Below are 24,960 nucleotides of genomic sequence, written 5' to 3'. Positions count from 1 at the left end.
GAGGGCCTAAAGTACGTCCCCATGGGCAGCGACGACCCGGCGGAGCCGGCACCGGGAGAACTGCGGCCGCGCCCCCTCTCCGCGCGGTCGGTCGTCCTCAGCCTGCTGCTGGGCACGCACCCGCCGGAGTTGTCGGCGCGGGAGCTCGGGCGGCTGCTGGAGGGGTTCGGCGTCGGCGGATCGACGCTGCGGGCGGCGCTCAGCCGGATGGTCGCCGCCGGGGACCTGCGCCGTACGGACACCGGCTACCGCCTCAGCGACCGGCTGCTGGACCGCCAGCGCCGCCAGGACGAGTCCGTGCGGCCGCGCACCCGCGCGTGGGACGGGGACTGGGAGCTGGTGGTCGTCACCGCGAGCGGGCGCGGCCCGGCCGAACGGGCGGAGCTGCGCACCCGGCTGGCCGGTCTGCGCCTCGCCGAGCTGCGCGAGGGGGTGTGGCTGCGCCCGGCCAACCTGGACCGCCCGCTGCCCGCCGCACTCGACGAGGCGGCCGAACGCGGTACGACCCGCCCCGCGCGGCCCGCCGCCGAACTCGCCGCGCGGCTCTGGCCGTTGGACGCCTGGTCGGACGAGGCCCGCGCGCTGCTCGGGCACGTCGGGCGCACCGGGCGTCCGGCCGAGCGGCTGACCCTGTTCGCGGCCGTGGTGCGCCACCTGCTGGCCGACCCCGTGCTGCCCGCGCCTCTGCTGCCACCGGACTGGCCGGGCGGCGCACTGCGGGCCGCGTACGCGGACTACCGGCGGGAGCTGGAGGACGAGGTGCGCACCCTGGTGGGCGGGTCCTGACCGCGCGCGGGCGAAGGCGCGGAGGCCGGCGGCCGTAGGGGACGTCACGCGGGGCGCCCCGTACGGCCGCTGCCCGTGGGGGGCTACCGGTAGGTGATGTCGGACGGGCTGTACTTGCAGTGCGTGCCGTCGGGGCCGGAGCCGTTGCCGCTCGGCTCCTTGCCGGTGTTGTTGCCGATGTACTTCTGGCACGGCACGATCTTCTTGCCGCTGTCGCCGACGATCGTGATGTTCCGCAGGGTCGCGCTGTCGCCGTAGTTGGTGTTGATGCCGGCGATGCGGCCGCCCTTCCAGGTCACCTCGATGGAGTTGAGGTTGATCGTCCGCTTGTACTGCGTGGAGCAGTTGCCGCAGGAGCGGACGAAGGTGCCGAAGTTCTGGACGGCGAAGCCGGACACGTTGAGCGTGCCCGCGCCGTTGAACTGGAAGACCTTGTCCCCGGCCTCCTTGGCGCCGCCGCCGCTGACGGTGTAGACCGCGCCGGACGACTTGCCCTTGAAGGTGGCCGCGTCCTCGCCGACGTCCTCCCACCAGACGTTCTGCAGCGTGCAGGAGCCCTCGCAGTGGATGCCGTCGGCGGCGGGGGCGCCGAGGATCACGTTCTTGAGGACCGCGCCGTCGGCCAGCTTCAGGATCGGCCCCTGGTCCTCGTCCTGGCTGCCGGAGCCCAGGTCGCCGGTGCCGTACAGGCGTTTCATCCCGTAGTCCTTGGTGCCGGACACGGAGATGGTGGAGGAGACCCCCTGGCTGCCGTTGGGGGTCGGCCAGGACGCGGCCTGCGCGGAGGGAGCCGCGGTGGTCAGGACCATGCCGACCGAAAGGCCGAGGGTGGCGAGCGTGCCGGTCAGTGCGCGTCCGCGGGTGCGCGGTCGTGTCGCGGATGTCATGTCGTTCCTTCTGTCGTGGTGTGGGGGTATGGGGCCATGTGGCGCCCTGTGGGTGAACGACGTTCACAGGGGTGTACGACATGCGGGCCGCTTCCGTTCAACGGCCGCGGCACGGTCACGTCGATGAACGGAACGTAGAGGGAAAGCGCTTTCCGGTCAACGCTTCGCGTGCCTCCTGTTCGGTCGGGGACGACGGACGCCGGCGGCCCGGAAGCCCGTGAAGGGCTTCCGGGCCGCCGGCGCGACACGGTGGGGGGGAACAGGTCAGACGGAGAGGTGGTACTGGTCCGGCACGCGGACCTCGGCGCCCAGCTCGCGGGCGGCCCGGCGGGCCCAGAAGGGGTCGCGCAGCAGTTCACGGCCCAGCAGCACGGCGTCCGCCTCACCGCCCGCGAGGATCTTCTCCGCCTGCCCGGCGTCCGTGATCAGGCCCACGGCGGCGACCGGCATCGGCGTCTCCCGGCGCACCCGCGCGGCGAACGGCACCTGGTAGCCGGGGCCGGTGGGGATGCGGACGCCGGGGGCGTTGCCGCCGGTGGAGACGTCGAGCAGGTCGATGCCCCGCCGGTGCAGGTCGGCGGCGAGGCGCACGGTGTCGTCCGGGGTCCAGCCGGCCGCGTCCAGCCAGTCCGTGGCGGAGACGCGGAAGAACAGCGGCTTGTCGTCCGGCCACTCCTCACGCACGGCGTCCACCACCTCGAGCGCGAACCGCGTCCGGTTCTCGTACGAGCCGCCGTAGGCGTCGGTACGGCGGTTGGAGTGCGGGGAGAGGAACTCGTTGATCAGGTAGCCGTGCGCGCCGTGGATCTCGGCGATCTCGAAACCGGCGGCGAGGGCCCGGCGGGCGGCCGCACGGAACCGGCCCACGATCTGCCGGATCTGCTCCGTGCTCAGCTCGTCCGGCACCTGGTGGCGCTCGCTGAAGGCGACCGCGCTGGGCGCGGCCGGCCGCCAGGCGTGGTCCTCCGGTCCGAGCGGCGCCCCGCCCTTCCAGGGCCGGTCGGTCGCCGCCTTGCGTCCGGCGTGCGCGAGCTGGACGGCCGGCACGGCGCCCTGCTCGGAGAGGAAGCGGGTGATCCGGCGGAACGCCTCGACCTGCGTGTCGTTCCAGATCCCGAGGTCGTACGGGGAGATGCGGCCCTCCGGCGACACCGCCGTGGCCTCGACGACGATCAGCCCGGTGCCGCCGGTGGCGCGGGCGGCGTAGTGCGCGAAGTGCCAGTCGTTCGGCGCACCGGCCTCCGGGCCGTCCGGCGCGGCCGAGTACTGGCACATCGGCGCCATCCACACGCGGTTGGGGATCGTCAGGGCGCGCAGGGTGTACGGCTCGAAGAGCGTGCTCACGATGAGCTCCGTTCGGCGGAGACGGCGGGTGTGCGGCTCGTACGATAGCCGTCGTAGTACGTAGGATGTCAAACTACGAAGGTTCTCGTACAATGAGGGCTCCCGGAGCACCATGGAGCCGCCGTGACGACCGCCCTTCCCAGCCGCCGCGTCCTGCCCCACCCCGCGCGGGACGAGATCCGGCTGGACTCGGTGCTGCACGCGCTGTCCGATCCCGTCCGGATGTGCATCGTCAGCGAACTCGCGGACGCCGAGGCCGCGTTGTCCTGCTCCCACTTCGACCTCCCGGTCACCAAGTCGACCACCACGCACCATTTCCGCGTGCTGCGCGAGAGCGGTGTGATCCAGCAGGTCTACGAGGGCACCGCCAAGATGAACGGCCTGCGCCGCGATGACCTGGACGCCCTGTTCCCGGGCCTCCTCGACGCCCTCCTCACCGCGGTGAGCCACCAGGCGGCGCGCGACGCGCGGTCCTGACGCGCCGGCCGCGGGCGGTCGGCCGGTCTTCCCGGAGGCGGCGAAGCCCAGGCGTTCCCCAGGCCCTGACCGGTGTGTGCAGCAGGTCCTCGGCTTCCCCCGCCGTCAGGTGGCCGATGAGGACGTGGCTGGTGAGGCCGTCGGCGCGGGCGAGCAGCGTACGGGCCTCGCGCGCCGCGTCGGCCGGGGAGACGCCCCCGCCGGCTGCTCGCGTCCGCCTCCGTGACGAGGCGGACGGAAGAGGCCTGCAGGGCCGCGCAGCTCGCTCCCCGGCGGGGCGGCGAGCGGCGGTCCGGCGGGGTCGGCTCCGCAGTCCGCCTGCTCGGGCGTGACCGTCCGGCCACGCGGCAGGCGGGGTTATGGCTGCCGGACGGCCCCGCCGTCCTCGCCCCGCGCCGCCGTCAGCAGCGACTCCCAGTCGGGGAGCTTGACGACGCCCCGGCCGAGGGAGGCGCCCAGGCGGGACTCGGCGCGTTCGATGGCCTGCCAGCCCTGCCAGGCGACCGGGGCGACGCCCTCCGCGCGCAGGGCCGGCAGCGGGTCGTCGGGGAGGGCGCGGCCGGTGAGGGACGGGGCGTCCTCCAGCAGGGACGTCACCGTCTCCTTCGCGCAGGAGCGGTTGGTGCCGATGACGCCCGTCGGGCCCCGCTTGATCCAGCCCGCCACGTACTCGCCCGGGGCGACGGCGCCCCCGCGCAGCACTCGCCCGGCGTGATGCGGCACCGTGCCCGTCGCGGCGTCGAACGGCAGCCCCTCCAGCGGCACGCCCCGGTAGCCGACCGACCGCAGCACCAGTTGCCCCTCGACGTCCTCGAAGCGGCCCGTCCCCGCGACCCCGCCGCGGCCGTCCGGCGTCGTCCGCTCGAAGCGCACGGCGCCCACCCGGCCGTCGCGGGCGAGCAGCTCGACCGGGCGGAGGAAGAAGCGCAGCCGGATCAGACGCCGGGCGTCCGGTCGCGCCGGCGCGGTCCAGCCGCGCAGCACCTCGACGTTGCGGCGCCGGGGCGGCGGCAGGCCGGCCGGGTCGGCGAACGCCGGGTCGAGCGCCGCCTCGGCCGCGTCGACCTGGACGGCGGTGTCCGGCAGCGTGCCCAGTTCGCGCAGTTCCTTGGCGGTGAAGCGGGCCTGCGAGGGGCCGCGCCGGCCGACCATGTGGATCTCCGTGACCTCGCTCGCCGCGAGGGTGGTCAGCGCCGCGTGCGGCATGTCGGTCGGGCGCAGCTCGCCCGCGCCGCGCGCCAGCATGCGGGTGACGTCCACGGCGACGTTCCCCACGCCGACGACCACCGCCGACCGCACCCCGCGCAGGAACCCGGCGTCGGCGGCGTCCGGGTGCGCGCTGTACCAGGACACGAACTCGGTCGCCGACCAACTGCCCGGAAGGGCTTCGCCCGGCACGCCCAGATGCCGGTCCGCGGCGGCGCCCACGCAGTACACCACCGCGTGGTACAGCTCCCGCAGCCGGGCCGCCGGCACCCCGTCCGGGCCGACCGGCACCGCGCCCAGGAAGCGCACCCGCTCGTGCTCCAGCACCGTGCGCAGGCTGTCCTGCAGGGACTTGATCTTCTCGTGGTCCGGGGCCACGCCGTAGCGGACCAGGCCGTACGGGCAGGGCAGGCGGTCCAGGACGTCCACCCGCACCTCGGGATCGAGCTGGACGAGGCTCTGGGCCGTGTAGCACCCGCTGGGCCCGCTTCCGACGACGGCGACACGCAGCACGGGGAAACTCCTCACCCCGGGGAGACCGGCGGGAGTCCGCCGGTGCCTCCAGCATGGCACCCCCTTCACTGCGCTGACAGGGTGCCGTCCGCCGTCCGGGGTGCGTGTTCCTACGGAGGGAAACTGATCACACCGTTACGTTGCCTGCGTGCTCGAGGCATCTTTTCTTCAACTTTCCGATCGCTCTCCGACAGAGGGTGCGGTGTCCGTGTGGCCCGCGTGGGAGGTGCGGGAGGGCGAGCGTGCCACCCGGTGGCTCCACGTGCGGCTGGCCTTCCCCGACGGGGCCGTGATCGAGGCGCTGGCGTCCGTGAGCGAGGGCTGGGTCTGCGTGGAGGACGTCCAGGCCCGCCCCGCGCTCGCGCTGGAGGACCTGGCCGTGTTCGCCGACTGGATCGAGGGACCGCTGGCGCGGGCCTGCGGCGCCGAGCCCGAGCCGGAGGCGGAGCCCGGGGCGGACACCGGCGGCGCGCACCGGGAGGACCCGGCGGGCGGGCGGGCCGAGTGGCCGCTCGTGGCCCGGGCGTACCGGGCGGCGCAGGAGCGGGGCGCCGACCCGGTGCTCGCCGTGATGGAGCAGACCGGCTACAGCCGGCGCGGCGCGCTCCGCCTCATCGGCCGGACGCGCGACGCGGGGCTGCTCTCCCCGCGCCACGCCCGCCGCTGACCGGCCCGCCGTCCCGGCGGAACGTCACAGCAGGTCGCGCATCCGGTTGATCTCGCTGGTCTGCTGCGCGACCACGTCGTCCGCCATCTCCTCGATCCGGATGTTGTTCCCCTGGCCCTTCACCTCCGTGGCCATGGTGATCGCGCCCTGGTGGTGCGTGATCATCAGCGTGAGGAACAGCTGGTCGAACGCCGCGCCCTCGGCCGCCCGCAACTGCCTGAGCTGCGCCTCGGTCGCCATGCCGGGCATCGTCGCGTGGCCGTGCCCGTGACCGGCGTCCTCCTCCGCCTTGCCGTGGGTGCGCAGCCACCCCTTCATCGCGTCGATCTCCGGCTTCTGCGCGGCGGCGATGCGCTCGGCCAGCCCGGCCACCTTCGGCGACTCGGCACGCCCCGGCACCAGTTCGGTCATCTCCAGCGCCTGCGCGTGGTGCTGGATCATCATCCGCGCGTACGACACGTCCGCGGAGTTGGGGGAGTCGTCCTCCTTGCGCTGCCGCTCGGCCTCCTCGGCCGACAGGGTGCGGTTCTCCTCACCGGGCGCGCCGGGCGCGATCACCGAAGGCCCGCTCGCGGGAGCCGACTCGGCGTCGTCGCCGGAGTCGCAGCCCACGAGCCCGAGGACGGCCAGCGCGGTCAGCCCGGCGGCGACGACGGACAGGCGTGGCACGCGGCGGTAGTGCACATGGACCTCCTGTGGCTGGCGGTATCCCCGCTCGGCAGTGGTGCGGGACACCTCGTGAGTGTCGATGACCGTCCTAGCACGCTTCCTCGCGACTCCGATCAGAAAACTTCGGTGCGATGGCGTTGGCCCTCTGTTGGTATGTGCATGTCGAAGACGATACTGCCGGTGCCACACCGTTCCGATGTGAACGGAACCAGGGAGGAAAACAGTGATCCTGTTGAGCGTTTCCCGAACCCGGCGGAGACGGCTGGGAGTTGCCGCGGCGGCGGGCGGCCTGCTGGCCGCGCTGCTCACCGCCGCGCCCGCCGCCGCGATCCCGGACCCGGGGGACTCGCCCGCCGCCCCGAAGGACGTGTCCCGCAGCGACCAGTCCGAGGCCCGGGCGGCCATCAAGAGCGGTGAGATACCCGGCCAGGACGAGATCGTCCACTCCGCCAACATCAAGCACGTGGCCAACATCCCCAAGGACGTGCTGTCCGGCACCAACTCGGACCTCGCCTTCCAGGGGAAGTACGCCTTCGCCGGCAACTACGACGGCTTCCGCATCTTCGACATCAGCAACCCCAGGAAGCCCAGGACCGTGGCGCAGGTGCTGTGCCCCGGATCGCAGAACGACATCTCCGTCTCCGGCAACCTGCTGTTCCTGTCCACGGACTCCTCGCGCAGTGACAGCAGCTGCAACAGCACCACGCAGCCGGCCACCGAGAAGTCCTCCTGGGAGGGCATGAAGGTCTTCGACATCAGCGACAAGCGCAACCCGCGCTACGTCGCCGCCGTCGAGACCGCCTGCGGCTCGCACACCCACACGCTGGTGCCCGAGCGCAAGAACGTCTACGTCTACGTCTCCTCCTACTCGCCGAACGCGGCCTACCCGGACTGCCAGCCGCCGCACGACGGCATCTCCGTGATCAAGGTCCCGCGCAAGGCCCCGCACAAGGCCGCCGTGGTCGGGTTCCCCGTGCTGTTCCCGGGGGAGGGCCCGGACGGCGGCGGCAACCCGGGCGCGCCCACCAACCCGGGCGTCTCCAAGACCACCGGCTGCCACGACATCACCGTGCTGCCCTCGAAGGACCTGGCCGCCGGCGCGTGCATGGGCGACGGCATCCTGTTCTCCATCAAGAACCCCGAGCGTCCGAAGGTGATCGACCGGGTCCAGGACAACGTGAACTTCGCGTTCTGGCACTCGGCGACCTTCAACCAGAGGGCCGACAAGGTCGTCTTCACCGACGAGCTGGGCGGCGGCGGCGCGGCCACCTGCAACGCGGAGATCGGTCCCGACCGCGGCGCGGACGGCATCTACGACATCGTCGGCAAGGGCGACCGCAGCAAGCTGGTCTTCCGCAGCTACTTCAAGATCCCCCGTCACCAGGCGGACACCGAGAACTGCGTGGCCCACAACGGCTCGCTGATCCCGGTCCGCGGCCGTGACCTGATGGTCCAGGCCTGGTACCAGGGCGGCGTCTCGGTGTGGGACTTCACCGACTCGTCCAAGCCGAGGGAGATCGCCTACTTCGAGCGCGGGCCGCTCTCCACCGACCAGCTCGTCACCGGCGGTTCGTGGTCGGCGTACTACTACAACGGCTACATCTACTCCAACGACATGGCCAAGGGCTTCGACGTCCTGAAGATCGACGACAGGCGCACGGACGCGGCCCGCTGGGTCCGTATGCAGGAGCTCAACGTGCAGACGCAGCCGGACTACTTCGACTGAGTCCCGGGATCCGTCGCGAAGAACCGGGCCATGTCCGTCCGGTCCTTCTCCTCCGTCCCGCCGGTCCCCCCGGGGCCCGGCGGGACACCCATCTCCCAGTCCAGCCGGTAGCGCTTGAACAGCTCGGCGCGCAGCACCGGCAGCGCCATCGGCGCCCCCGGCATCACCGCCGCGTACACGGCGCCCATCAGCAGCGCCCGCAGCATCGGGTAGTCGGCCCCGACGTCCTGCGAGCCGTGCCGGGCGACGGTGTCGCTCAGCAGCTCGGCCAGCCGCCGCTGCTCGGGACAGGGCAGGAAGCCCTCCGCCTGCAGCAGCCCCGCCATGTGCTGGCGCATCAGCACCGGCCGGTCCCGCGCCAGGCCCAGGATCGCGTCGATGGCCCGCGCCATCCGCTCCCTGCCGTCCTCGGTGCGCGGCTCGCGCTCCAGGGTCTCCTCCAGGGTGCGGTGCATCAGCCGGTGCACCGCGGACTGCACGAGCTGGCGTTTCCCCGGGAAGTAGTACGACACCAGACCCCGTGCGGAGCCCGCCCGGTCGGCGATGTCGCTCAGCGTGGTCGCCTCGTACCCGCGCTCGTCGACCAGCTCGACGGCCGCGTGCAGCAGCCGCTCCTTGGAACGCCGACGCAACTCTTCATTGACCAGGGCGCTGCGCGGGGACATGCTGGACTCCTGCGTTGACTGGCTGCCAGCCAACTATACTCAGCGCACCTGGAAGGGCCCTGGCGGGCCCTCTTCGGGCTGCCGTTCACCTCGGGCGACGCGGGGGATCGTCCGAGGTGAACGGTTCGGGGACGGACGACGGGCGCGCACCGGCCGAGGGGCCCGGTGCCGGGTCAGGGGCGGCGGGACGCAGCCGCCGGTGCACCGCGACCGCCCCGACCACCGTCAGGGCGCCGAGCAGCCAGCCGCCGAGGACGTCCGTCGGCCAGTGCACGCCGAGCCAGATCCGGGTGAGACCGACGCCGGCCACCGAGACGACCGTCACCGCGAGCGCCGTGCGCCACAGCGCGGGTCCCGGCCTCCGGCGGCGCAGCACCCACAGCAGCAGTCCCAGGACGACCGTCGCGGTCATGGCGTGTCCCGACGGGAAGGCGGCGTAGTGCGCCGTGTCCACCGGGTCGGGCCACACCGGGCGTTCCCGGCCGAGCGCGGCCTTCAGCCCCTGTTGCACGGCCGTGCCGAGGGCCACCACCACGACCAGCCACCCCGCGGTCCACCGGGTGGCCGGCCGCCGGAGCAGCAGGACCACCACCACCGCGCACAGCAGACGCATCGTCCACGGGTCCCACACCCAGTCCGTCAGGACGCGGGCCGCCCGGGTCAGCCCGCCCTCCGCCACCGCCCAGCGGTGCGTGGTGCGGGAGATGACGCCGTCCAGGTCGAGCAGGGGCCGCCACTCGGCGGCGACCAGCGCCAGCAGCAGCGCGGAGGCGGCCGCGAGCACGGCGGCCGACGCCGCCGCCGACCGGGCCGGTGCGCGGGATCCGGGGGGCGTGGGTGGTGCGGGGGCGTGGGGGGTGCGCATGGAATGATCCTCGCCGACCGGGGGCGCCCGGGCCAGGAACCCGGCACGCCCGGTCCTCAGGGGGCGCGGACCGGCCCGGGGCCGGGACGGTCCGGCCGCGTCGGGGCCGTCGCCTACCCCAGTGCCCGCAATCCCGGCAGGAACGCCACGAGGACGGGGACCGCCGGCACCAGCGACGCGACCGCCGTCAGCCGCAGCCGCCGTCCCGCGGTCAGCCGGTCGCCCGGGCCCAGCAGCCGGTGCACCCGCGCCGGGACGTGCGCCTGCGTGGTGGGGCAGGGGCCGAACACGCCGCGGTCCTCGTTGAGTTCCACCAGGGCCAGGGCGGTGGTCAGCCGGCCGAACCGGCGGGACGCCGTGTCGTCCGCGGCGAGTTCGACCAGCCGGTGCATCTCGTCCCGGAACGCGGAGAACACCGGCACCTGGGGAAAGCCCTCCGCCAGCGCCGACGAGCAGTGCAGCAGCCAGTCGTGGCGGGCCCGCGCGTGACCGCGCTCGTGCGCCAGCACGGCGTCCAGTTGCCTCCCCTTCAGACGCTGCAACGCGGCCGTGGTGACGACCAGTTGGGGCGGGGAGCCGGGCAGGCACCAGGCGTCGGGACGGTCACCCTCCAGCACCACGAGCCGGTCGGAACCCGGCTCCTCGCCGGGCAGCAGGGGCGCCCGGCGCCGCAGTTCCGCGCGGCGCGCCCGGCGCCGGGCGCGGGCCCGCGCGATCTCCCGGAGCAGCATGGCCCCGCTCCACAGCCCGCCGCACGCCAGCACCACGGCGGTGACATGCGCCCAGAGACCCGCCGTGCCCAGGGTGTACGCCTCCGCCACCGCGCCCGGCGCGCCCGTGAACACACGGCCGCCCACCGCCCGCCAGGCCGCCGCCGCGCTGAACGTCATCGACAGGGCGCAGCACAGCAGCACCGCCGCGATCACGCACTGCCAGGCCCACAGGGCCACCACCGGCTCCCGGTCCGGCCAGTCGGCCCGCGCGAGCAGCCGGGGACCCACGACGGCGGTCAGCACACCGAGCAGCAGCAGGACCGCGGGGAGGATCATGGGAGCAGCCTAGAAGCGCGGACGCCCCCCTGGAAACGGGCCCGCGGTCCGAAGTGACGCAGACAACGGTCCCGCACCGACGGCCGGACGGCCTCCTGCGCGCCCTCACATCATCAGCAGCATCGCCACCATCGCGATCCCCATCGACAGCCGGCAGGCCCGCGCCAGCTCCGGCCGGTCGCCCCACCCGGTGCCCGGTCCGCCCGCCACGGCGGCCACCGGCACCAGCCGCGCGCCCGTCACCAGCACGTACGCCGTGAAGTACAGCAGCAGGGCCGCGGTCAGCGCGGGCATGCCCACGCCGCCGTGGTGCGCCCCCTGCGGGGCGGCCGCCATGGCCACCGCCATGTAGACCATCGCGCCCGCGCCCACCACATGGTGAAGATGGCGCGCGGACGCGCGGGCCGCCCACAGGGCGTGCAGCCCCGCCGCCCCGAACACCGCCGCCCACAGCGGCCAGGCCCACGCAGGCGGGGTGAACACCGCCGCCGGCACCGCCATCGCCGCCATGCCGAACCCCATCAGCGCCTCGCCGCCGGCCGCCCGGCGCTGCTCCTCGACGCGGCTGCGCATCCGCAGCAGGCAGTAGGCGCCGGTCACCGCGCAGAGCGCCACCAGCAGCCAGCCGGACGATCCCGGTCCGTGCACGCGAACCCCCCTCGAACCGCTCCACCGGACGGTCAGGGAATGCCCGGGTCCGACGGCGCGTACGCGAGCGCGAGGGGGTACGCGGGGGGCTTCCGGGGGCGCGGATGGCCTTCCCGGTAAAATTTTTACAAGTAAAACACCTGTTAACATTGCTGGTCATGAGCAGTGCCCTCCCCACTCCCTCGCGCGTCCGGCGTCTCCCGGTCGCCGGCCCGCTGCGCCTCGGGCGCCCCTCCGACGTCTGGTTCAAGCCCGCCCTCAGCGTGGTCGCCGCCGTCGCCCCGCCCGGCCTGCTCCTGGTGGCGCTCGGCCGCCTCGACCTCGCCGCGTACACCATGGCCGGGTCCCTGTGCGCCCTGTACGCGCACAACCGCCCGTACGCCGCCCGCGCGAAGGTGCTGGCGTGGGTGATCCTCGGCATGCTCGGCGGCCTCGCCGTGGCCCTGGTCACCGCCTCCCTCACCCGGAACGCCGCCGTGCTGGTCACCGTCGGGGCCCTGCTGGCCGCCGTCCAGAAGGCGGTGTGCGACGCCACCCGCGTCGGGCCGCCCGCGCACGTCATCCTCACCTTCGTCAGCTCGGCCTCGCTGTTCGTGCCGCAGACCCTCGAACAGGTCCCCGGCCACCTCGCGCTCGCGGCGGCGGCCGGTGCGTGGGCCTGGCTGGTGGGCATGGTCCCCGCCCCGCTCCGGCCGCACGGCCCCGAACGGCGGGCCACCGCCCGGGCCCTCGAGGAGGCCGCCGCATACGCCGAGACCGCGCACGGCGACGACGGGAGCCCGGGCGCCCGCTCTGCCGCCTACGCCGCCGTGCACGCGGCCCGGCAGACCCTGCTCGTGGCCGGGGACCGCCCCTCCGCCACCCGCCGCGCCCTCGGACGGCTCGTCGTCCGCGCCGAGGTCGCCCTCGCCGCACCGGCCGACGCCGACCCCGCCCGCCTCCGCGCCTGGGCCCGCGCGGTGCGCGGCACGGGCCGCGTCCCGCACGCCGGCGACCCGCGCCGGGGGGACGACGGCCCGCCCGTCGAGCGGGACGAACTCCCGGGCGTGGCCGCCGAGCGCGCCACCGCGCCCGGCCCGCTGCGGACCCGGCTCGGACCCCTGGCCCCGGCCGCCGTCCGCACCGCGCTCGGCTGCGCCCTCGCGGGCCACGCCTCCCTCGCCCTCGGCGCCGACCGCCCCTACTGGGCCCTGGTCACCGCGGCCTCCCTCTACCAGGCCAACATCACGCTCACCTGGAGCAGAACCGTGCAGCGCGTCGTCGGCAACCTCGTCGGCGTGCTGCTCTTCGCGGCCGTCGCCCCGGTCGCCCAGCTCGGCCCGCTCGCCCTCGTCCTGACCATCCTGGCCTGCAACTTCGGCGCCGAGGCGCTCATCGGCCGCAACTACTGGCTCGGCAGCGTCTGCGTGACGCCGCTGGCGCTGCTCGTCACCGAGCTGCCCGGCTACCGGCCGACCGGCGAGCTGGTCGCCGACCGGCTGGTGGACACGCTGGTCGGCGCCCTGGTCGGCTTCGCCGCCGCCGTCGCCGTCACCGACCGGCGGGCAGGCCGGCGCGTCGAGCGGGCGCTCACCGCCGCAGACCGGGCCCGCGAGCACGCCGCCCGCCTGGCGGCCGACCCGGAGGCCGCGCCCGCGGCCCTGGAAGCCGCCCGTCGCGGGCTCGCCGCCGCCGTGGTCGACCTGCGCGCCACCGCCGACGTCGCGGCCGGAGAATGGTGGCAGCGCACGCTGCCCCGGGAGCGGGTGGTGCTCGCCGAGCAGGCGGCACACCGTACGCTCGCGGCGACGGTACGACGCCAGGGACTCCTCCCGGACCCCGGCACCAGCACGCACACGCACACGGAGGACGCATCGCCATGACGGCGCCCCACGGGCCAACGGCCGGCGACGGTGTCACCGGCACGCCGGGCACCTCGAACACCGCGGACCCGTCCGCCCCCGGGCGCGACACCGTTGCCGAGGTCGTCCGGCAGTGGCGGGCGGTCCACCCCGGCCTCGACACCGGCCCGATGGAGGTCATCGGCCGCATCAACCGCTGCGCGGCGCTCCTCCAACAGGCCGAGGACGCCCCGCTGCGGCGGGCCGGGCTCACCCGCCCGGAGTTCGACCTGCTCGGCGCGCTGCGCCGCACGGGGCACGAGCTGACCCCCGGCGAGCTGGCCCGCGAGACCTTCTCCTCCGGCGCCGCCGTCACCAAGCGGCTGAAGCAGCTCACCGAGCGGGGCCTGGTGGAACGCCGTGGTGACACCCGGGACCGCCGGGTCGCGCACGTACGCCTCACCGACGCGGGCCGCGAGCTGGTGGACGGCATCCTGCCGGCGCAGCTGTCCTACGAGACCGCGGTGCTGTCCGGGCTCGACCACGCGGAGCTGGGTGATCTCGCCTCCCTGCTGGGGGGACTGCTGTCCCAGCTGGAGGGGCGCTTGGGCGCGTTGCGCGCGTAGGGGGACGACCGTACCCGGGGGCCGCGCCCCGGAACCCCGCTCCGGCCCCGGCGGGCCTCGTCCGCGGGCGCCGGACGGGCTGGGGACGCAGCCGGCGTGTCCCGGTCCCGCGGGGAGGGCAGCACGAGGTCTAGATCCCCGGCCGGTACCGCAACGGGTGTCCGGCCGGGACCTCGACGAGGACGATCGGCGTGCCGTCCGGGTCCTCGATCCACATCTCGATCAGACCCCACGGCTCCTCGACCGGAGGGCGGACGATCTCCACGCCCCGCGCGGTCAGTTCCTCCCGCGCCGCCTCCACGTCCTCCACCTGCAGCCACAGCCGCACATCGGGGGAGCCCGCCGGGGCCGCGTCCGCGCGGCCCGAGAGCTCCAGGAAGCCGCCGCCGAGGAAGTAGACGGTGCCGCGCTCCGGGCCGGTGCCGAACTCGCGGTGGACGGCGAGCCCGAGCCGACGGCCGTAGAAGTCGCGGGAGCGCTCGGGGTCGGAGGGACGGAGCAGGACACGGCTGCTGAGTACATGCACCATGCGGCCGAGCCTAGGCGAGGACCCGCGAGCCGTCGCCGACCCGCCGTCCGGAGGGTGGACGTCCCCTTCGGCGCCCGGCGGCGGCGGGTTACTCTCGGCCCGTCCCGGCCACGTCGAAAGAGACGCGCACGAATCGAGGAACCGCGCCATGGGAACCGCCGCCGACGCCGCACCGACCTTCCGCCACGCCACCGACGCCGACGTGGACGCCCTCGTCGAGCTGATCGAGTCGGCCTACCGGGGGGAGTCCAGCCGCGCGGGGTGGACCACCGAGGCGGACATCCTGCACGGGCAGCGGACCGACCCCGAGGGTGTTCTGGAGGTCCTGAAGGCGCCGGACAGCCGGCTGCTCACCGTGGAGCGCGACGGCCGGATCGTGGCCTGCTGCCAGCTCGAGCACCGCGGGGACCACGCCTACTTCGGGATGTTCGCGGTCAGCCCCGCCCTCCAGGGCGCCGGCCTCGGCCGGGCCGTCATCGCGGAGGCGGAGCGCCGGGCCCGCGAGGACTGGGGCGTGACCGAGATGCGCATGACGGTGATCTCCGTGCGCGAGGACCTGATCGCCTGGTACGAGCGACGCGGCTACCGCCGTACGGGAAAGACCACGCCGTTCCCGTACGGCGACGAGCGCTTCGGCGTCCCGCTCCGTGACGACCTGGAGTTCGAGCTGCTGGTCAAGGAGCTGACCTGACCGTCGTACGGCGTCCGGCCGCTCACGCGGTGAAGCGGCCGGTGCGCTTGATCTCCGGGTAGTCGGTGGTCGCCCCGTCCAGCTCCAGCGCCCGCACCAGCCGCAGATGGTCCTGCGTGTTGACCACCCAGCCGACCACCGACAGGTCCGCCTTGCGGGCGCGCTCCACGATCTCCAGGGTGATCCGGCGGATGTTCAGGCACAGTCTCGAGGCGCCGACGGCCACCGCCCGGTCCACCACGTCGGTGCCGGTGGGGGTCCCCCCGCTCGAGCTCGTCCGGGGGTGGGGGAGGCCGGACACGAGGGCCGTGCGCACCCCGGGCACCAGCCGTGCGATCTCGGCGATCGCCTCGTCGTGGAACGACGCGACCTCGACCCGGCCGGCGAGCCCCCGGTCGTTCATCACCTCGGCCAGCGCCCGGGCCGCCCGGACGTCCTTGATCTCCGCCTGCAGCGGCGTCCGGACCGCGTCCAGGACCTCCTCGAAGAGGGGGACGCGCTCGCCGCGCCCGGCGTCCAGCGCGCGCAGTTCGCCGAGGGTCTTGTCGGCGACGGCACCCGTGCCGTCCGTGGTGCGGTCCACGCGCGCGTCGTGCATCACCACGAGCGCGCCGTCCTTGCTCAGATGCAGGTCCAGTTCGATGACGTCGAGCCCGGCCTCCTGGGCGGCGACGAAGGACCGGAGGGTGTTCTCGGGTTCGACGCCCATGACTCCGCGGTGACCGATGGTGAGGAAGTTCAAGATCCGACTCGCTTCCGTCGACGGCGGCGGGGGACCGCTTCCCTACGGCCCTCTGGGACCGTATCGCCTCTGCCCACGGCGTCCAGGGTCCGCACCCAGAACGCATGGAGCGTCGCCGGACGGGGTAGCCGACAGGAAAAAATGCGGTGACTCCCCGGGTGAGGCAGGATATTTTCCTGAGGCACCCCTTGATGGGAGAAACGCCCTGTGTATACGGTCAGGCGTACGCAAGGTTCTCCTGTGGAGGATGGGACATGACGGAAATTCTTGTGCAGCAGGGTTCGGGGGAGCGGATTCCTTCGATGATCAGGGTGGTGGAGCACCCGGCATGGCCCGTGCTCAAGGATGCCGTGGAGCGGATCCGGCCCTGGCAGTCCAAGGACGGCTCCATCGATTTCGCGGCCGAGGGCGCTCCGTCGCGTGCCGACGCGGAGCACGCCGTGCGCACCGTGATCGGCGCGGTCGACGAACTGTCCCCGCTGCTCCCGCACGACCGCGCGTACCACGAGGCCGTGGGCAAGGACCTGGCCCGCTGGGCCGAGGGCGGCTTCGAGGTGCCCGACTTCCTCGACTCGCTGCTGGCCTTCCAGCCGGCCGCCCGCCGCGAGGACGGCCTGCAGCACCTGGTCGTCTTCCCGATGTACACGCAGAACGGCAACCCGGACCGCAACCTCGAGGCGGTCGTGTTCCGCATGGTCTGGCCCGACTGGCTGGCCGAGCTGGAGCGCACCCGCTACGACAACCCGCTGTTCTGCGGCATCACCTTCGAGGACTTCACGTCCGGGTACGACACCAACTCCGCGGTGCTCTTCCCCGAGACCATCGCCGTGCGCGAGGCCCCCGAGCGCTTCACCTGGGGCGCCATCTTCTGCGACCGCGAGGCCGCCCGCTTCCGCCGGGTCACCGAGGCCGCCGTGGGCGTCCTGGGCCTGGAGCTGCCCGAGGACGTCGCCGCCCTGGTCCACGACCAGAAGCGCTGCGAAGAGGCCTTCGTGCTGTGGGACATGATCCACGACCGCACCCACAGCCACGGCGACCTGCCGTTCGACCCCTTCATGATCAAGCAGCGCCAGCCGTTCTGGATGTACGGCCTGGAGGAGCTGCGCTGCGACCTCACCGCGTTCAAGGAGGCCGTGAAGCTCGCGGACGAAGGCGTGCCGCAGGCCCGTGACGTGCAGGTCGCGGTCATCTTCGACCGCATGTTCCGCTTCCCGGTGACCGGCGAGCGGGTGCGCAACTACGACGGTCTCGGCGGCCAGCTGCTCTTCGCCTACCTGCACAAGCACGACGTCGTCCGCTGGACCGACAACAAGCTCTCCATCGACTGGGAGCGCGCCCCGCGGGTCACCAACGAGCTGTGCGCGGAGATCGAGAAGCTGTACCGCGACGGCATCGACCGCCCCAAGCTCGTCCACTGGCTCGCCGGCTACGAGCTGGTCTCCCGCTACCTCTCCCCGCACCCGGGCTCCACGTGGGCCAAGGGCCCCGAGGCCCTCGACCTGTCGCTGCCGCCGCGGAAACTCGTCGATGACGTGCTTCCGGACGAGTTTCCGCTGAGCATGTTCTATGAGGCACTGTCCAAGAAGCTGAAGAACGTGATCGCCTCGACCAAGGGCATCACGGCGGACGGCGCCGAGCGGGTCGCCGCGTGAGCGATCTCGTCCACAACACTGCTCAGGAGGCGAGAACCATGGGGAACGGGGCGCTCGAGGGTGCGGTGATCGCGGTGGCCGGCGCGGGCGGGCCCGCGGGACGCGCGGCGCTGCTCAGGCTCGCCGAGGCGGGAGCCACCGTCGTCGGTTCGGACAACGACCCGGAGCGGCTGGCGGCGGCCGTCGACGCCGCGCGGTACGCGCACGGCGGGGCCACCGTCACCGGCGAGACGGTCGACCTGCTCGACCTGGAGTCCACCCGGGACTGGGCCGCCCGCACCGAGAAGGAGTTCGGCCGCGTCGACGGCCTGGTCCACCTCGTCGGCGGCTGGCGCGGCAGTGAGACGTTCACCAAGACCAGCCTCGACGACTGGGACTTCCTGGAGCTGCTGCTGGTGCGCACCGTGCAGCACACGTCTCTCGCCTTCCACGAGGCGCTCCAGCGCAGCGACCGCGGCCGGTACGTCCTGATCAGCGCGGCCGGCGCGACCAGGCCGACCGCCGGCAACGCCGCGTACGCGGCGGGCAAGGCCGCCGCCGAGGCGTGGACGCTGGCCATGGCCGACTACTTCCGCAAGGCCGGGGGCGAGCAGGGGCCGACGTCGGCTGCTGCCATCCTGGTGGTGAAGGCGTTGGTGCACGACGCGATGCGCGCCGAGCGCCCCAACGCGAAGTTCGCGGGCTTCACGGACGTCAAGGACCTGGCCGAGGCCGTCGTCGGCGTCTGGGACAAGCCCGCCGCGGAAGTGAACGGAAACCGTCTGTGGCTGACCGAGAAGCCGTGAACCCGCCGAGGACCGACGCGCGTCGTCATCACGACCCGGACGTCCGCGGTTTCGCCAGCGACAACTACGCCGGGGTCCACCCGGAGGTGCTCGCCGCCCTGGCCCTGGCCAACGGCGGTCACCAGGTCGCCTACGGCGAGGACGCGTACACCGAGAACCTCCAGCAGGTGATCCGCAGCCACTTCGGGCCCACCGCCGAGGCCTTCCCGGTCTTCAACGGCACCGGGGCCAACGTCGTGGCGCTCCAGGCGGTCACCGACCGCTGGGGCGCGGTGATCTGCGCGGAGAGCGCCCACATCAACGTGGACGAGGGCGGAGCCCCGGAGCGGGTCGGCGGCATCAAGCTGCTCACCGTGCCCACCCCGGACGGCAAGCTCACCCCGGAGCTCATCGACCGGCAGGCGTACGGCTGGGACGACGAGCACCGGGCCATGCCGCAGGTCGTCTCCATAGCCCAGGCCACCGAGCTGGGCACGGTGTACACCCCGGACGAGATCCGCGCGATCTGCGAGCACGCCCACGCGCACGGCATGAAGGTGCACGTCGACGGCTCACGGCTGGCCAACGCCGCCGCCACGCTGGACGTGCCGCTGCGCACCTTCACCAACGCGGTGGGCGTCGACCTGCTCTCGCTGGGCGGCACCAAGAACGGCGCGCTGTTCGGCGAGGCGGTCGTGGTGCTGGACCCGGACGGGGTCAAGCACATGAAGCACCTGCGCAAGCTGTCCATGCAGCTCGCCTCCAAGATGCGCTTCGTGTCGGTCCAGTTGGAGGCGCTGCTCGCCAAGGACCTGTGGCTGCGCAACGCCCGGCACGCCAACGAGATGGCCCAGCGCCTCGCGGAGGGCGTGCGCGCGGTGCACGGCGTGGAGATCCTCTACCCGGTGCAGGCCAACGCCGTGTTCGCACGGCTGCCGCACGACGTGGGCGAGCGCCTGCAGAAGCGGTTCCGCTTCTACTTCTGGGACGAGGCCGCGGGCGACGTCCGCTGGATGTGCGCCTTCGACACCACCGAGGACGACGTGGACCGGTTCGTGGCCGCCTTGAAGGAGGAGGCGGCTCGCTGACACGGTATGCATAGGTATGCGCTCGACTGAAAATTCATTGACTCTCGGTCGGGCGTGTACCTATGCTCCGAGACCATGCAGCTGATCCAGGAAAACCCGGACCTCTCCGCCTACTTGGCCGCCGACGAGGCCATCGACCATCACCATCCGCTGGTCCGGGAGGTGTCCGCCCGCCTGGCCGCCGATGTCCGCGACTCGTATGAGTATGCGCAGGCGGCTTTCGCGTACGTGCGCGACCGCATCACGCACTCGCAGGACGCCGGGGACCCCCGCGTGACCTGGCGCGCCTCCGACGTGCTGGAACAGGGCACCGGCCTCTGTTACGCCAAGGCCCACGCCCTGGCCGCGCTGCTGCGCGCCGAGGACATCCCCGCCGCGCTCTGCTACCAGTGCCTCGGCGTGGTGCACGGCCTGGTCGCGGTGCGGTTCCACGGCGCCTGGCACCGGCAGGACCCGCGCGGCAACAAGCCCGGAGTGGACGCCCGGTTCTCCCTCGACGGCGAGCGGCTGGCCTTCACGCCCGACCCCTCGTCCCACGAGACGGACCATCCGGTCCTGTACGCCGCGCCGCACCCCGTCGTCCTGCGCGCCCTTCGGAACGCCGCCGACCGGCCGCACCTGTGGCGGACGCTCCCCACCGCACTCTGAGCAGCGAGGCGCGCCCCTGACCTTCGCCCCGATCGTGTCCGACGGGGTACGGGCCCTCGTGCCCGGCTTCACCCGCGTCGCCGTCGAGGCGCACGGTCTGGCCAACGGGACCGGCGTCGAGGGGAGTTCCGCCCTGCTCGGCCAGGCGCACGCCGGCTCGCCGCCCGCCTGGACGGGCGCGCCCCGCACGAGGACCCGCACAGGGCGGCCCGGCGCGCGGCCTGCGGCGCCTTCGGCTCCGAGCCCTCCCGCACCCGCAACTCCGCGGAGCCCTGGCGAAGCGGGCCCTGCCGGACGCCGGCCTGCCCCGGTCCGTGCGAACGCGGCAGGCCCCGGGCCCGTGGTGCGACCACGGACCCGGGGCCTGGAAGAGGACCTCAGTGGGCCTCGGCCTCGCGCACCTGCTCCGGGGTGGGGGCCGTGCCGCCGAGGTGGGCCGGCATCCACCAGGTGTCGTCCGGGCCCTTCGGCCGCACCGGGTACGCCCGCTGCGCCGCCTCCAGCAGCTCCTGCACCCGCTCGCGCAGTTGCCGGGTGATCGCGCCCGCGTACTTGTCCTTGGACGCCTCGATCGCCTCGCCCACGCGGATGGTGATGGGGATGTGGCTGCGCTTGAAGTTGCGCGGACGGCCCTTGGTCCACAGCCGCTGCGTCCCCCACACCGCCACCGGGATCAGCGGGACGCCCGCCTCCTGCGCCATGCGCGCGGCACCGGACTTGAAGCTCTTCAGCGTGAACGACTGCGAGATCGTCGCCTCGGGGAAGACGCCCACGATCTCCCCGGACCGCAGTGAGCGCAGCGCGTGCTGGTACGCGGCCTCACCCTGCTTGCGGTCCACCGGGATGTGCTTCATGCCGCGCATCAGCGGACCCGAGACACGGTGCCGGAACACCGACTCCTTGGCCATGAAGCGGACCAGCCGCTTCTGCGGGAGCGCCGCCAGTCCGTTGAACACGAAGTCGAGGTAGCTGATGTGGTTGCTCACCAGCACGGCGCCGCCCGAGCGCGGGATGTTCTCCGACCCCTGACAATCGATCTTGAGGTCCCACACCTTGAACAGGGTGCGGGCGAAGCCGATCACGGGCCGGTAGACAAGTTCTGCCATGGGCGGGTCGGAACCCTTCCTTTTTTCCTGGGCAGGGGGTCTCCCAGTCGAAGTTACGCAGCCGTAGGTTTACGGCCTGTCGCTGATGCTGCCCCAGAAACGGCCGGTGAACCAGCCCCGGCGCCGCTCCGGGGCGGAGATTCTCGTCACGTTCCCGTGATCCACCTGGGGTTGTGCCGCCCGGACGGGAATGTTCGCGGATCCTGGGACGCTGGAGGCGGTCGGGAAGCGGCATCCAGGGCGGGAGTGGCGAGTGCGAGGCAGTGACGACACGGGACGGCCCGGCGGCGACGGCGCGGTGCGCACCGGTCTCGGGGCCGAACTCGGCACGGGGCTGGGCGAGCGCGCCACGCTCGTGCAGTTCTCCAGCGCCTTCTGTGCGCCCTGCCGGGCCACCCGCCGGGTGCTGGGCGAGGTCGCGGGCATGGTGCCGGGCGTGACCCACGTGGAGATCGACGCCGAGGCCCGCCTCGACCTCGTACGGCGGCTGGGGATCGAGCGCACCCCGACGGTGCTGGTGCTCGACGCGGACGGCCGGGTGGTGCGGCGCGCGGCCGGACAGCCGCGCAAGGCCGACGTGATCGCCGCCCTGGGCGCGGCGCTGTGACAGCCGCCGCGATCACGGTGAGACATCTCCCATCCGCAGCGGCCGGCTTGACGCTGCGCGGCGCTTGTCGTCAGCCTGACGACCATGTCGTCGGGACTCCTTCGCCGCCCTCGGGTACCCGGCCGCCTCCCGGCCGGCGCCCGCTTCCCGCGTGTGCGCCGACCGGGCCGGTGAGCAGCCGCGAACCCGCCCGTGACCCCTCCCAGAAGGACTGTTCCATGACGGCAATGTCCGACCTCGGTGCCGCCCGGCCCGCCTCGCCCGACCTGCTGCGCTCCGTCTTCCGCCGGCATCCGGCGGGGGTCGCGGTGGTCACGGCGCGCGGCCGTTCCGGTCCGGTCGGCTTCACCGCCACCTCCCTCGCCTCCGTGTCCGCGGAGCCGCCGATGCTGTCCTTCGGCGTCTCCACGGCCGGTTCCAGCTGGCCCGCGATCGCGACGAGCGACCACGTCGGCGTGCACCTGCTGGGCGAGCACCAGCAGGACCTCGCGGCCACCTTCGCCCGCCGGGGCGCCGACCGCTTCGGACCGGGCACGGCCTGGCGGGAGGGGCCGGAGGGGGTGCCGGTGCTGCACGGCGTGCCCGCCTGGATGGTGTGCCGGGTGACGGCGCGGGTGCCCGCGGGCGACCACCGGATCGTGGTCGCCGAGGTGCTGGTCGGCGACCCCACGGGTCACGGCCGCCCCCTCGTCTACCACCAGGGGCGATTCAGCGGACTGCCCGACTGAGACGCGGGGCCCCGACCGCGTCGCGGACCGGAGGAGTTCCGGTTACGCTGCGTTGCGAAGGTCACAGTTCAAAGCGCTTGCTTAGTGGGCAGAAACTGAGTGTACTGACGAGTAATATTTCCATCGGAGCGTGGGTCGCCCCGACCGGGACCGCCCGCTTGAGGCGCCTATGCTGCCTGCAGGCAGGCAGCCAGAAATGACGATGCAGTAGGAGAGCCGGCGTGAGCTTGAGGATCGTTGTCACTGTGAAGTACGTGCCCGACGCCACTGGCGACCGGCACTTCGCCGATGACCTGACCGTCGACCGTGACGACGTGGACGGTCTGCTCTCCGAGCTGGACGAGTACGCGGTCGAGCAGGCGCTGCAGATCGCGGAGAACTCGGACGACGACGTGGAGGTCACCGTCCTGACGGTGGGCCCCGAGGACGCCAAGGACGCGCTGCGCAAGGCGCTGTCCATGGGCGCCGACAAGGCCATCCACGTCGAGGACGACGACCTGCACGGCACGGACGCCATCGGCACCTCCCTGGTGCTGGCCAAGGCCGTCGAGAAGGCGGGTTACGACCTGGTCGTCTCCGGCATGGCCTCCACCGACGGCGTCATGGGCGTCGTCCCGGCGCTGCTCGCGGAGCGCCTCGGCGTGCCGCAGGTGACGCTCCTGTCCGAGGTGTCCGTCGAGGACGGCAAGGTCACGGGCCGCCGTGACGGCGACGCGGCCTCCGAGCAGCTCGAGGCGTCCCTCCCCGCGGTCGTGTCGGTCACCGACCAGTCGGGCGAGGCCCGTTACCCGTCCTTCAAGGGCATCATGGCGGCCAAGAAGAAGCCGGTGGAGTCCTGGGACCTCTCCGACCTCGACATCGACGCGGACGAGGTCGGCCTGGAGAACGCCTACACCACGGTGGAGTCGGCGTCCGAGCGTCCGGCCCGCACCGCGGGCACGATCGTCAAGGACGAGGGCGAGGGCGGCAAGCAGCTCGCCGAGTTCCTCGCGAGCCAGAAGTTCATCTGAGCCGCACGGCACGGTTCGCTTCCCGCCCCTCACACTTCGCAAGCAGGAGAGAAGAAGTCCCATGACTGAAGTTCTCGTCTACGTCGACCACGTGGACGGCGCCGTCCGCAAGCCGACCCTGGAGCTGCTGACCCTCGCCCGCCGCATCGGCGAGCCGGTCGCCGTCGCGCTGGGCAGCGGCGCCGGCGACACCGTCGCCACGCTCGCCGAGCACGGCGCGGTCAAGGTCCTCACCCACGAGGCCGCCGAGTACGCCGACTACCTGGTCGTGCCGAAGGTGGACGCCCTCCAGGCCGCCCACGAGGCCGTCTCCCCGGCCGCCGTGCTGGTCCCGTCCTCCGCCGAGGGCAAGGAGATCGCCGCCCGCCTGGCGCTGCGCATCGGCTCCGGCGTCATCACCGACGCCGTCGACATCGAGGCCGGCGACGAGGGCCCGGTGGCCACCCAGTCGGTCTTCGCCGCCGCCTACACCACCAAGTCCCGCGTCTCCAAGGGCACTCCGGTCATCACGGTCAAGCCGAACTCGGCCGCCGTGGAGGCCGCCCCGGCCGCCGGCGCGGCCGAGTCCCTGAGCGTCACCTTCTCCGAGCAGGCCACCGGCACCAAGGTCACCGGCCGCACGCCGCGTGAGTCGACCGGCCGTCCGGAGCTGACCGAGGCCGCGATCGTCGTCTCCGGCGGCCGCGGTGTCAACGGCGCGGAGAACTTCTCGATCATCGAGGCGCTCGCCGACTCGCTCGGCGCGGCCGTCGGCGCCTCGCGCGCCGCCGTCGACGCCGGCTGGTACCCGCACACCAACCAGGTCGGCCAGACCGGCAAGTCGGTCTCGCCGCAGCTGTACATCGCCAACGGCATCTCCGGCGCGATCCAGCACCGCGCGGGCATGCAGACCTCGAAGACCATCGTGGCCGTCAACAAGGACGCCGAGGCCCCGATCTTCGAGCTGGTCGACTACGGCGTCGTCGGCGACCTGTTCGACGTCGTCCCGCAGCTCACCGAGGAGATCAAGGCTCGCAAGGGCTGATCGCCTCCGGACCGTCCGAGGCCCCCGCGACCGCACCCGGTCGTGGGGGCCTCGCCGTGTCCCGCCGGGCCCGCCGGCGGGCCCGCCCCGCCGTGTCCCGCCGGCGGGGCGGGCCGGCCCGCAGGGGGGTGTCGGCCGGCACGGAGACCGCTGGACACCGTCGGTCAACGAACTGCTGATTCCGTGTCGCGGAAACAGGGTGACGGAATCCGGGTCGCGGTCGTCCGGGCGGGTGGCATGGGCCGGGGGCGACAGGAGCGGGTGCCCGCGCGTCTCGCGGGCGCCGTCGCCGAGGAGGTCGGCGCCTTCTTCGCGCCGGTCGACGCCGAACTGGAGCGCCTGTACCCCGGCGACCGGTTCACCGCCGGCGCCGTCCGTGATTGCGCAACCTATCGAAAGTCGATAGATTCCCATCGTGCTTCG

The 24,960-nt window shown here is 73.3% G+C and carries 26 protein-coding genes and 1 pseudogene; 16 read left to right on the top strand and 11 right to left on the bottom strand.

All coding sequences use genetic code 11. The features are described 5' to 3' along the window. The first annotated feature begins 21 nt into the window (after window positions 1–21). The gene (locus ACWH4W_RS25300) at window positions 22–786 is read left to right on the top strand and encodes a PaaX family transcriptional regulator C-terminal domain-containing protein (protein WP_473078150.1); all 765 of its coding nucleotides are present in this window, start codon (window positions 22–24) and stop codon (window positions 784–786) included. Between the two features lie 83 nt (window positions 787–869). Here the strand turns inward: ACWH4W_RS25300 and ACWH4W_RS25295 are convergent, their stop codons facing one another. Both ACWH4W_RS25295 and ACWH4W_RS25290 read right to left on the bottom strand, forming a co-directional pair. Further along, the gene (locus ACWH4W_RS25295; protein WP_473078149.1) at window positions 870–1,673 is read right to left on the bottom strand and encodes a pectate lyase; all 804 of its coding nucleotides are present in this window, start codon (window positions 1,671–1,673) and stop codon (window positions 870–872) included. 264 nt (window positions 1,674–1,937) lie between these two features. Then, window positions 1,938–3,017, bottom strand: a complete 1,080-nt coding sequence (locus ACWH4W_RS25290) for an NADH:flavin oxidoreductase/NADH oxidase (RefSeq protein ID WP_473078148.1) — start codon at window positions 3,015–3,017, stop codon at window positions 1,938–1,940. 123 nt (window positions 3,018–3,140) lie between these two features. Here ACWH4W_RS25290 and ACWH4W_RS25285 point away from each other — a divergent pair, with 123 nt between their 5' ends. Further along, window positions 3,141–3,494 (top strand): ArsR/SmtB family transcription factor, encoded by a 354-nt coding sequence (locus tag ACWH4W_RS25285; protein ID WP_473078147.1) that lies wholly within the window; start codon window positions 3,141–3,143, stop codon window positions 3,492–3,494. 357 nt (window positions 3,495–3,851) lie between these two features. Here ACWH4W_RS25285 and ACWH4W_RS25280 read toward each other — a convergent pair whose 3' ends face one another. After that, window positions 3,852–5,213, bottom strand: a complete 1,362-nt coding sequence (locus ACWH4W_RS25280) for an FAD-dependent oxidoreductase (protein WP_473078146.1) — start codon at window positions 5,211–5,213, stop codon at window positions 3,852–3,854. 202 nt (window positions 5,214–5,415) lie between these two features. Here ACWH4W_RS25280 and ACWH4W_RS25275 point away from each other — a divergent pair, with 202 nt between their 5' ends. Continuing rightward, window positions 5,416–5,880 carry a DUF6214 family protein gene (locus ACWH4W_RS25275; RefSeq protein WP_473078145.1) on the top strand — a complete coding sequence of 155 codons (465 nt, stop codon included), beginning with the start codon at window positions 5,416–5,418 and terminating at the stop codon, window positions 5,878–5,880. Window positions 5,881–5,904: 24 nt separating this feature from the next. Here the strand turns inward: ACWH4W_RS25275 and ACWH4W_RS25270 are convergent, their stop codons facing one another. Further along, window positions 5,905–6,564 carry a DUF305 domain-containing protein gene (locus tag ACWH4W_RS25270; RefSeq protein WP_473079260.1) on the bottom strand — a complete coding sequence of 220 codons (660 nt, stop codon included), beginning with the start codon at window positions 6,562–6,564 and terminating at the stop codon, window positions 5,905–5,907. 208 nt (window positions 6,565–6,772) lie between these two features. On the opposite strand from ACWH4W_RS25270, the gene ACWH4W_RS25265 reads away from it, so the two are divergent. Next, window positions 6,773–8,275: an LVIVD repeat-containing protein gene (locus ACWH4W_RS25265; protein WP_473078144.1), complete on the top strand. Its 1,503-nt coding sequence runs from the start codon at window positions 6,773–6,775 to the stop codon at window positions 8,273–8,275. Here the strand turns inward: ACWH4W_RS25265 and ACWH4W_RS25260 are convergent. The 4 genes from ACWH4W_RS25260 to ACWH4W_RS25245 form a co-directional block, all read right to left on the bottom strand. Further along, complete coding sequence (locus ACWH4W_RS25260) at window positions 8,263–8,940, bottom strand: TetR/AcrR family transcriptional regulator (RefSeq protein WP_473078143.1); 678 nt, start codon at window positions 8,938–8,940, stop codon at window positions 8,263–8,265. The two genes, ACWH4W_RS25265 and ACWH4W_RS25260, sit on opposite strands and share 13 nt — an antisense overlap. Window positions 8,941–9,025: 85 nt before the next feature. Then, entirely contained in the window at window positions 9,026–9,805 is a 780-nt protein-coding gene (locus tag ACWH4W_RS25255; protein WP_473078142.1) for a phosphatase PAP2 family protein, read from the bottom strand. A gap of 113 nt (window positions 9,806–9,918) precedes the next feature. Further along, a complete protein-coding gene (locus tag ACWH4W_RS25250) occupies window positions 9,919–10,854 on the bottom strand; it encodes a M56 family metallopeptidase (RefSeq protein ID WP_473078141.1) in 936 nt (311 codons plus the stop codon). A 105-nt stretch (window positions 10,855–10,959) separates the two neighbouring features. Further along, entirely contained in the window at window positions 10,960–11,502 is a 543-nt protein-coding gene (locus ACWH4W_RS25245; RefSeq protein WP_473078140.1) for a DUF5134 domain-containing protein, read from the bottom strand. A gap of 158 nt (window positions 11,503–11,660) precedes the next feature. Here ACWH4W_RS25245 and ACWH4W_RS25240 point away from each other — a divergent pair, with 158 nt between their 5' ends. Both ACWH4W_RS25240 and ACWH4W_RS25235 read left to right on the top strand, forming a co-directional pair. Continuing rightward, window positions 11,661–13,364: an FUSC family protein gene (locus ACWH4W_RS25240; RefSeq protein WP_473078139.1), complete on the top strand. Its 1,704-nt coding sequence runs from the start codon at window positions 11,661–11,663 to the stop codon at window positions 13,362–13,364. After that, on the top strand, window positions 13,361–13,948 hold the full coding sequence (locus ACWH4W_RS25235) for a MarR family winged helix-turn-helix transcriptional regulator (protein ID WP_473078138.1): 588 nt from the start codon (window positions 13,361–13,363) through the stop codon (window positions 13,946–13,948). Before ACWH4W_RS25240 ends, ACWH4W_RS25235 begins: the two co-directional genes overlap by 4 nt. Before the next feature lie 130 nt (window positions 13,949–14,078). On the opposite strand, the gene ACWH4W_RS25230 is transcribed toward ACWH4W_RS25235, so the two are convergent. After that, the gene (locus tag ACWH4W_RS25230) at window positions 14,079–14,477 is read right to left on the bottom strand and encodes a VOC family protein (protein ID WP_473078137.1); all 399 of its coding nucleotides are present in this window, start codon (window positions 14,475–14,477) and stop codon (window positions 14,079–14,081) included. A gap of 148 nt (window positions 14,478–14,625) precedes the next feature. On the opposite strand from ACWH4W_RS25230, the gene ACWH4W_RS25225 reads away from it, so the two are divergent. Next, on the top strand, window positions 14,626–15,168 hold the full coding sequence (locus ACWH4W_RS25225) for a GNAT family N-acetyltransferase (RefSeq protein ID WP_473078136.1): 543 nt from the start codon (window positions 14,626–14,628) through the stop codon (window positions 15,166–15,168). 22 nt (window positions 15,169–15,190) lie between these two features. Here the strand turns inward: ACWH4W_RS25225 and ACWH4W_RS25220 are convergent, their stop codons facing one another. After that, window positions 15,191–15,910, bottom strand: a complete 720-nt coding sequence (locus ACWH4W_RS25220) for a glycerophosphodiester phosphodiesterase (protein ID WP_473078135.1) — start codon at window positions 15,908–15,910, stop codon at window positions 15,191–15,193. Window positions 15,911–16,164: 254 nt separating this feature from the next. Here ACWH4W_RS25220 and ACWH4W_RS25215 point away from each other — a divergent pair, with 254 nt between their 5' ends. From ACWH4W_RS25215 to ACWH4W_RS25195, 5 genes and pseudogenes are all read left to right on the top strand, one after another. Continuing rightward, window positions 16,165–17,562: a DUF6421 family protein gene (locus tag ACWH4W_RS25215; RefSeq protein ID WP_473078134.1), complete on the top strand. Its 1,398-nt coding sequence runs from the start codon at window positions 16,165–16,167 to the stop codon at window positions 17,560–17,562. A gap of 38 nt (window positions 17,563–17,600) precedes the next feature. Beyond that, on the top strand, window positions 17,601–18,347 hold the full coding sequence (locus ACWH4W_RS25210) for an SDR family NAD(P)-dependent oxidoreductase (protein WP_473078133.1): 747 nt from the start codon (window positions 17,601–17,603) through the stop codon (window positions 18,345–18,347). Continuing rightward, window positions 18,344–19,414 (top strand): threonine aldolase family protein, encoded by a 1,071-nt coding sequence (locus ACWH4W_RS25205; protein ID WP_473079259.1) that lies wholly within the window; start codon window positions 18,344–18,346, stop codon window positions 19,412–19,414. The genes ACWH4W_RS25210 and ACWH4W_RS25205 overlap by 4 nt, the downstream gene beginning before the upstream one ends. Window positions 19,415–19,489: 75 nt before the next feature. Next, on the top strand, window positions 19,490–20,062 hold the full coding sequence (locus ACWH4W_RS25200; protein ID WP_473078132.1) for a transglutaminase domain-containing protein: 573 nt from the start codon (window positions 19,490–19,492) through the stop codon (window positions 20,060–20,062). Window positions 20,063–20,078: 16 nt separating this feature from the next. Continuing rightward, window positions 20,079–20,373 (top strand): annotated as a pseudogene (locus tag ACWH4W_RS25195) (cytoplasmic protein); the annotation flags it as partial. 66 nt (window positions 20,374–20,439) lie between these two features. Here ACWH4W_RS25195 and ACWH4W_RS25190 read toward each other — a convergent pair. Then, window positions 20,440–21,168, bottom strand: coding sequence for a lysophospholipid acyltransferase family protein (locus ACWH4W_RS25190; RefSeq protein ID WP_473078131.1), 729 nt, complete (start codon window positions 21,166–21,168; stop codon window positions 20,440–20,442). A gap of 190 nt (window positions 21,169–21,358) precedes the next feature. On the opposite strand from ACWH4W_RS25190, the gene ACWH4W_RS25185 reads away from it, so the two are divergent. The 4 genes from ACWH4W_RS25185 (at window position 21,359) to ACWH4W_RS25170 (ending at window position 24,537) form a co-directional block, all read left to right on the top strand. Then, window positions 21,359–21,775 (top strand): TlpA family protein disulfide reductase, encoded by a 417-nt coding sequence (locus ACWH4W_RS25185; RefSeq protein WP_473078130.1) that lies wholly within the window; start codon window positions 21,359–21,361, stop codon window positions 21,773–21,775. A gap of 218 nt (window positions 21,776–21,993) precedes the next feature. Beyond that, window positions 21,994–22,503 (top strand): flavin reductase family protein, encoded by a 510-nt coding sequence (locus ACWH4W_RS25180; protein WP_473078129.1) that lies wholly within the window; start codon window positions 21,994–21,996, stop codon window positions 22,501–22,503. Window positions 22,504–22,724: 221 nt separating this feature from the next. After that, on the top strand, window positions 22,725–23,513 hold the full coding sequence (locus tag ACWH4W_RS25175) for an electron transfer flavoprotein subunit beta/FixA family protein (RefSeq protein ID WP_473078128.1): 789 nt from the start codon (window positions 22,725–22,727) through the stop codon (window positions 23,511–23,513). 61 nt (window positions 23,514–23,574) lie between these two features. After that, window positions 23,575–24,537: an electron transfer flavoprotein subunit alpha/FixB family protein gene (locus ACWH4W_RS25170; RefSeq protein WP_473078127.1), complete on the top strand. Its 963-nt coding sequence runs from the start codon at window positions 23,575–23,577 to the stop codon at window positions 24,535–24,537. Window positions 24,538–24,960: the final 423 nt, after the last annotated feature.

Source organism: Streptomyces sp. DSM 120436, from assembly GCF_055778765.1.
The sequence above is the reverse complement of the archived record's forward strand: the minus strand, read 5'-3'. Positions and strand labels throughout refer to the sequence as shown.

Bases quoted from the DNA above. Each gene is read 5' to 3' on its own strand.
- ACWH4W_RS25185 (WP_473078130.1), top strand. From the start codon at position 21,359: ATGTTCGCGGATCCTGGGACGCTGGAGGCGGTCGGGAAGCGGCATCCA.
- ACWH4W_RS25225 (WP_473078136.1), top strand. From the start codon at position 14,626: ATGGGAACCGCCGCCGACGCCGCACCGACCTTCCGCCACGCCACCGAC.
- ACWH4W_RS25260 (WP_473078143.1), bottom strand. From the start codon at position 8,940: ATGTCCCCGCGCAGCGCCCTGGTCAATGAAGAGTTGCGTCGGCGTTCC.
- ACWH4W_RS25295 (WP_473078149.1), bottom strand. From the start codon at position 1,673: ATGACATCCGCGACACGACCGCGCACCCGCGGACGCGCACTGACCGGC.
- ACWH4W_RS25215 (WP_473078134.1), top strand. From the start codon at position 16,165: ATGACGGAAATTCTTGTGCAGCAGGGTTCGGGGGAGCGGATTCCTTCG.
- ACWH4W_RS25255 (WP_473078142.1), bottom strand. From the start codon at position 9,805: ATGCGCACCCCCCACGCCCCCGCACCACCCACGCCCCCCGGATCCCGC.
- ACWH4W_RS25190 (WP_473078131.1), bottom strand. From the start codon at position 21,168: ATGGCAGAACTTGTCTACCGGCCCGTGATCGGCTTCGCCCGCACCCTG.
- ACWH4W_RS25250 (WP_473078141.1), bottom strand. From the start codon at position 10,854: ATGATCCTCCCCGCGGTCCTGCTGCTGCTCGGTGTGCTGACCGCCGTC.
- ACWH4W_RS25300 (WP_473078150.1), top strand. From the start codon at position 22: ATGGGCAGCGACGACCCGGCGGAGCCGGCACCGGGAGAACTGCGGCCG.
- ACWH4W_RS25180 (WP_473078129.1), top strand. From the start codon at position 21,994: ATGACGGCAATGTCCGACCTCGGTGCCGCCCGGCCCGCCTCGCCCGAC.
- ACWH4W_RS25170 (WP_473078127.1), top strand. From the start codon at position 23,575: ATGACTGAAGTTCTCGTCTACGTCGACCACGTGGACGGCGCCGTCCGC.
- ACWH4W_RS25240 (WP_473078139.1), top strand. From the start codon at position 11,661: ATGAGCAGTGCCCTCCCCACTCCCTCGCGCGTCCGGCGTCTCCCGGTC.
- ACWH4W_RS25235 (WP_473078138.1), top strand. From the start codon at position 13,361: ATGACGGCGCCCCACGGGCCAACGGCCGGCGACGGTGTCACCGGCACG.
- ACWH4W_RS25210 (WP_473078133.1), top strand. From the start codon at position 17,601: ATGGGGAACGGGGCGCTCGAGGGTGCGGTGATCGCGGTGGCCGGCGCG.
- ACWH4W_RS25200 (WP_473078132.1), top strand. From the start codon at position 19,490: ATGCAGCTGATCCAGGAAAACCCGGACCTCTCCGCCTACTTGGCCGCC.
- ACWH4W_RS25230 (WP_473078137.1), bottom strand. From the start codon at position 14,477: ATGGTGCATGTACTCAGCAGCCGTGTCCTGCTCCGTCCCTCCGACCCC.